This window comes from Amycolatopsis rhizosphaerae (assembly GCF_007713715.1).
GTDB classification, from domain to species: Bacteria; Actinomycetota; Actinomycetes; order Mycobacteriales; family Pseudonocardiaceae; genus Amycolatopsis_E; species Amycolatopsis_E rhizosphaerae.
In genome coordinates this window covers 1-4,170 of record NZ_VJWX01000586.1, presented here as the reverse complement: position 1 = coordinate 4,170, position 4,170 = coordinate 1, and the positions used below count along the sequence as shown (strand labels likewise).

General features: G+C 70.1%; 4 protein-coding genes and 1 pseudogene. 1 reads left to right on the top strand and 4 read right to left on the bottom strand.

Annotated features, from left to right (window positions below; translation table 11 throughout):
• Positions 1–34 precede the first annotated feature (34 nt).
• The 3 genes from FNH05_RS33675 to FNH05_RS33665 all read right to left on the bottom strand — a co-directional run bounded on the left by FNH05_RS33675 (position 35) and on the right by FNH05_RS33665 (position 3,139).
• The gene (locus FNH05_RS33675; protein WP_144592896.1) at positions 35–553 is read right to left on the bottom strand and encodes a type III secretion system chaperone family protein; all 519 of its coding nucleotides are present in this window, start codon (positions 551–553) and stop codon (positions 35–37) included.
• Positions 550–1,860, bottom strand: coding sequence for a D-inositol-3-phosphate glycosyltransferase (mshA, locus tag FNH05_RS33670; RefSeq protein ID WP_425458518.1), 1,311 nt, complete (start codon positions 1,858–1,860; stop codon positions 550–552). The genes FNH05_RS33675 and mshA overlap by 4 nt, the downstream gene beginning before the upstream one ends.
• Before the next feature lie 97 nt (positions 1,861–1,957).
• Positions 1,958–3,139 carry a L,D-transpeptidase gene (locus tag FNH05_RS33665; protein ID WP_144592895.1) on the bottom strand — a complete coding sequence of 394 codons (1,182 nt, stop codon included), beginning with the start codon at positions 3,137–3,139 and terminating at the stop codon, positions 1,958–1,960.
• 104 nt (positions 3,140–3,243) lie between these two features.
• On the opposite strand from FNH05_RS33665, the gene FNH05_RS33660 reads away from it, so the two are divergent.
• Positions 3,244–3,975 (top strand): SDR family oxidoreductase, encoded by a 732-nt coding sequence (locus FNH05_RS33660; RefSeq protein ID WP_144592894.1) that lies wholly within the window; start codon positions 3,244–3,246, stop codon positions 3,973–3,975.
• A 52-nt stretch (positions 3,976–4,027) separates the two neighbouring features.
• Here the strand turns inward: FNH05_RS33660 and FNH05_RS33655 are convergent.
• A pseudogene (locus FNH05_RS33655) lies at positions 4,028–4,170 on the bottom strand (UDP-N-acetylmuramate dehydrogenase); the annotation flags it as partial.

Below are 4,170 nucleotides of genomic sequence, written 5' to 3'. Positions count from 1 at the left end.
CCCCCTCCCTCGAGCCGTCCCGCCTTCCCCCTGTTCAGGAAACGGTGAGCGAACCCGGCTCGTGCGGGCGCTCCGGCTCCACCAGATGCCTGAAGGCCTGCAGGTTCGCCAGCGACTCGCCGCGCGACACCCGCCAATCCCACTCACGCCTGATCGAAGTCGCGAACCCGATCTCCAGCAGCGTGTTGAAATCACCGTCGGCCGCTTCGAGGACCTGGCCGAGGATCTTGTCGAGCTCGCCCGCGGTGACGCACTCCAGGCCGAGCCTGCCGACCAGGTAGATGTCCCCCGTCGCGTCCAGGGTGTAGTGCACGCCGTACAGCTTCGCGTTGCGGCGCAGGAGGAACCGGTAGACCTCCTCGTGCGCTTCGTCCGGGCGGCGGCAGACGAACGCCTCCACCGCGAACGCGTGCTCACCCACGATCAGCCAGCAGTTGGTCTGGAGCTTCTTCGTTCCCGGCAGGGTGACGAAATAGCGGCCCCCGCCCTTGTCGTCGTACTCCAGCCCAGCTTCCGCCAAGGCGGACTGGACGATCTGGTCGATGCTGCTCACACCGCCACCTCCGGGCGTAGCGCGTCTTGGAAGGAACTCGCCGCCGCGGCATAGGTGCCGAGCAGCGCTTCGGTCGTCCTCGACCAGGAGAACCGCCGCGCGTGGTGCACGGCGTTCGCCCCCAGTTCGGTGCGGCGCGCCGGATCCAGCGCCAGTCCGGCCAGTGCGGCCGCCCAGTCGCCCGCCGTGTGCGTGGGCACCAGCACCCCGGAAACCCCGTCCGCCACCGCCACCGGCAATCCGCCGACCGCGGCCGCGACCACCGGGGTGCCGCAGGCCTGTGCCTCCAGCGCCACCAGTCCGAACGACTCGTTGTAACTGGGCACGGCCACCACGTCCGCGGCGCGGTAGACCCGGGCCAGCGCCTCGCCCGACTGCGGCGGCAGGAACCGGGTCTGCCGCTCGATGCCGAGGCTCACCGCCAGCTCCCGCAACGCCTGCGGCTGTTCCAGCCCGGTCCCCGACGGGCCGCCGACCACCAGCACGACCAGCCGCTCACGCAGCTCGGGACGACGCCGCAGCAGGTGCGCCGCCGCGTGCAACAGCACGTCCGGCGCCTTCAGCGGCTGGATCCGGCCGACGAAGGCGAAAACGATGGCGTCCTGGGACAGGCCGAGGGCGCGTCGGGCGGCCGACGACGGCCCCGGGGTGAACCGCTCGAGGTCCACCCCCGGCTCGACGGTGTGCACCGCGTGCGGATCGGCGCCGTAGAGGCCGACGAGCTGGCGTGCCTCCACCTGCGTGTTCGCCACCAGGCAGTCCGCTTCCTCGACCACCTGCTCCTCGCCGATCACCCTGGTCCGCGGCTCCGGTTTGTCCCCCTCGGCCAGCGCGGCGTTCTTGACCTTGGCGAGCGTGTGCGCGGTGTGCACCAGCGGCACCCCCCAGCGGCCGCGCGCCAGCCAGCCGACCTGGCCGGAGAGCCAGTAGTGCGAGTGGATCAGGTCGTAGTAGCCAGGCTCGTGGAAGGCCTCGGCCCGCAGCACCCCGGCGGTGAAGGCGCACAGCTGCGCGGGCAGCTCCTCGCGACCGAGCGGTTCGAAGGGGCCGGCCGGAATGTGCCGCACCAGCACCCCGGGTGCCAGCTCGGCGATCGGCGGCTGCTCCGAGGCGGTCGCGCGGGTGAACACCTCGACGCTGATCCCGCGCCGCGCCATTTCCACGGCCGTGTGCTGGATGTAGACGTTCATGCCGCCGGCGTCCCCGGTCCCCGGCTGCTCCAGCGGCGAGGTGTGCACGGACAGCACCGCGACCCTGCGCGGCCAGATCGATGGAGTCCGCCGAGATCCGCGCAGCGAGATCGTCACCCTGTTCACTCCCGTGTGTGTTCCGCCGTCCGCACCGGCCCCGCTTCAACGCCCAACGCGCACGGGCGCCGCCATCTTCCCTAACGGGTGAAGCGGATCATCGGGCGGACTTGGCCTTCCAGACCGGCCAGTCGACGAGCCAGTCCATCACATCGGAGTGGATCGGTCCGGGCAGACGCGATCCGCTGACCTCCACCGGGTCCCCGACCAGCGCGGAATCGAAGTAGTTCTTGGCGTCGGCTTCCAGCAGGTTCACGCAGCCGTGGGAGTTGTTGATCCGGCCGATCGCGGCCGCGTTGTCCTGGTTTTCGTGAATGAACTCACCATGGTTGGAGAACCGGCAGGCCCACTTCTTGTTCACGTTGGTGTAGCCGTAGCGCGCGTTGTCGAAGATCGCGTGCGGTTCCCTGCTCATGATGATGAACACCCCGTTGGGGGTGTTGCGGTCCACGTCGGAGTCCAGCCCGTTGCTGCACGGATAGCTGCGGTACAGGGAACCCTCGCGGTAGACGTTCATCACATGGTCCGGGGTATGGATCCTGACCACCTGGTTGCGGCCGATCCTGAACCTGGTGCCCACGTCGGCGCGCGGGTAGGCACCGCCGCCGAGATCCATGCCGTACAGGTTCGCGGTGACCTTGACCTGCGTGCCCGCCGGCCAGTACTCCTTCGGCCGCCAGTCCACCTGCCGCGCCGACAGCCAGCCCCAGGCCCCCTCGACCGCCGTGCTCGTCTCCACGCGCAGCGCCGCCTCGACCGCCGCTTTGTTCTTCACGTCCGCGGTGAACTTCACACTGATCGGCATGGCGACCCCGACGTCGGCGTTGTCGGCCGGGTTGACCGTGACCCGGACCTGCTGGGCCGGGTTCACCGTGCTGAACGTGCCGGACAGCGGCACCGGCCTGCCGTCGGTGCCGGTGGCGGTGGCCGCGTAGGTGTAGGTCCTGCCGTAGCCCAGCTCGTCCTTGCTGGTCCACACCGTGCGGTCGCCGTTGAACTCGCCGTCCACCGTCCTGCCCTCGGGATTGGTGACCTTGACGTCGGTCCACGACCCGTCGGTGACCTTCAGCGTGATCGGCTGCAGCACGGAGACGTCCTTCGCGTCGACCGCCGGTTCCGCGGTGACCTTCGCCAGTGGCTGGGCCGAAGCGCTCGGGCCGCCGCCATCGGCCCTGCCACCGCTGCCCCCACTCCCGTCACCGCCGCCGCTGCAGGCGGCCGCGAGTACCGCGGCGCTGCCGGCCAGTGCGGCCTTGACCACCGTCCGCCTGTCGATCACCGATCACCTCCACGCCTGCCGCGCCGCCGGACGCCCAGGCCGATTGCCCTCCGGGTAATGCCTCTCACCGGACTCCTGCCGCCCCCCGCTGGAAGGATGGCGGCATGAGCAAGCGAACCGCTGTGATCACGGGGGCCAGCGCGGGTATCGGCGAAGCGACCGCCCGCGCGCTGGCCGGAGCCGGTTTCCACGTCGTGCTCGGCGCGCGCCGACAGGACCGCCTGGAGAAGCTGGCGGCCGAATTGTCCGGCACGGCACAGGCACTGGACGTGACCGATCCCGCTTCGGTTGCCGCGTTTGTCCAGCAAGTCCCAGAATGCCATGTCCTGGTCAACAACGCCGGAGGCGCGCGGGGGCTCGAACGGGCCATCGAGGCCGACGAGGAGCACTGGCGCTGGATGTGGGAGGTCAACGTGCTCGGCACGCTCCGCATCACCAAGGCGCTGCTGCCCAAGCTCATCGCTTCCGGCGACGGCCACGTGATCACCGTCACGTCCATCGCCGGACACGAGGTGTACGACGGGGGTTCCGGCTACACCTCGGCCAAGCACGCGCAGTCCGCGCTGCACCGGACGCTGCGCTCGGAACACCTCGGCGATCCCGTCCGCCTCACCGAAATCATCCCCGGAATGGTCGAGACCGACTTCTCGGTGAACCGCTTCGACGGGGACACCGGCCGCGCGGCGAAGGTCTACGAAGGGCTGACCCCGCTGACCGCCGAGGACGTGGCGGACGTCATCGCGTTCGCGGCCACCCGCCCGTCGCACGTGAACCTGGACTCGATCGTGCTCAAGCCGCGGGCCCAGTACAACGGCTCCCGCGTCCACCGCGAGTGATCCTTCGAAGTGATTTCGGGTAGCCGGTGCGGGTGGCGGAACGCTCGACGGCTCAGAGGGAGCAGTTGATCAGCAGGGGCTCCGGCCGGAGGCGGACCCCGAACCGGGCGTGCACCCCGTCACGCACCTCGCGGGCGAGCACCAGCAGCTCCTCGGTGCTCGCCGAACCCCGGTTCGTCAGCGCCAGGGTGTGCT

Bases quoted from the DNA above. Each gene is read 5' to 3' on its own strand.
- FNH05_RS33660 (WP_144592894.1), top strand. From the start codon at position 3,244: ATGAGCAAGCGAACCGCTGTGATCACGGGGGCCAGCGCGGGTATCGGC.